Consider the following 1,092-nt stretch of genomic DNA (forward strand, 5'->3'; position numbering starts at 1 on the left):
CCCGCTCCGGTCGCCCCGCCCGAAAGGCTGGTGATCGGCGGCATCTACCGCCATGTCCGCAACCCGATGTATGTCGCCGTGCTGTCGATCATCCTGGGTCAGGCGCTGCTGTTCTCGAGCTGGACGCTGGTCGCCTATGTCGTCATCGGCGCGATTGCCATGGGCTCCTTCGTGCGGTTCTACGAAGAGCCGACATTGGCCCACCGCTACGGCGTCGAATACGAGACCTACCGCCGCAACGTGCCCGGCTGGCTGCCTCGCCTGACGCCCTGGCGGGATTAACTTCAGAACAGCGAGAAAATCAGAAGGACCAGCTGCGCGCCTTGGCAATGATGAAATCGCGGAACACGTGCAGCTTGGCCTGGTTCTTCATCGCGTCGGGATAGGCGAAATAGGTGTCGAAGGACGGCACTTCGGTCTCCGGCAGCAATTGCACCAGGTCGGAGTCCTTGCTGATCACATAGTCGGGAAGCATGGCGATGCCGGCACCGCCCTGCACCGCACGCTTGATCGACAAGATGTCGTTGATCTGCAGCGTCGGCACCCTTTGTCCGCCGTCGAAATCGCCGACCGTTTCAAGCCAGTTCAGCTCCGACAGATGCGAGGGCACCGGCACGCCGAAAGTGACGATGCGATGGCTCTTCAGCTCGGCGACGGAAGCCGGCTTGCCGTGCTTGGCGACATAGGATGGCGCCGCGTAGAGGTGGAAATGCACGGTGAACAGGCGGCGCTGAATCAGGTCCGGTTGCTGCGGCTGGCGCAGCCGGATGGCGCAATCGGCCTGGCGCATGGTGAGGTCGAGTTCCTCGTTGGCGAGGATCAGCTGCAGGCTGATTTCGGGATAGAGCTCGATGAACTCCTGCACCCGCTCGGTCAGCCAGCCGGCGCCCAGCCCGACCGTCGTCGTCACCCGGAGCACGCCGGAGGGACGGTCCTTGGTCTCGGTCAGCCGTGACTTGATGGTCTCGAGCTTCATCAGCACGTCATGCGCCGTGCGGAACAGCATTTCGCCCTGCTCGGTCAGCACCAGCCCGCGGGCGTGGCGGTTGAAAAAAGGCAAGCCCACATCATGCTCGAGCGCGCTGACCCGCC

The 1,092-nt window shown here is 63.5% G+C and carries 2 protein-coding genes; one reads left to right on the forward strand and one right to left on the reverse strand.

What is annotated here, in order from left to right:
* Window positions 1–282 (forward strand): isoprenylcysteine carboxylmethyltransferase family protein (locus EN935_RS37305; protein ID WP_164771753.1); only part of this gene is annotated, 282 nt, incomplete at its 5' end.
* Between the two features lie 19 nt (window positions 283–301).
* On the opposite strand, the gene EN935_RS37310 is transcribed toward EN935_RS37305, so the two are convergent.
* Window positions 302–1,092: LysR family transcriptional regulator (locus EN935_RS37310; protein WP_164771754.1), on the reverse strand; the 791-nt coding region annotated here is incomplete at its 5' end.

This window comes from Mesorhizobium sp. M7D.F.Ca.US.004.03.1.1, assembly GCF_003998635.1.
GTDB lineage: Bacteria > Pseudomonadota > Alphaproteobacteria > Rhizobiales > Rhizobiaceae > Mesorhizobium > Mesorhizobium loti.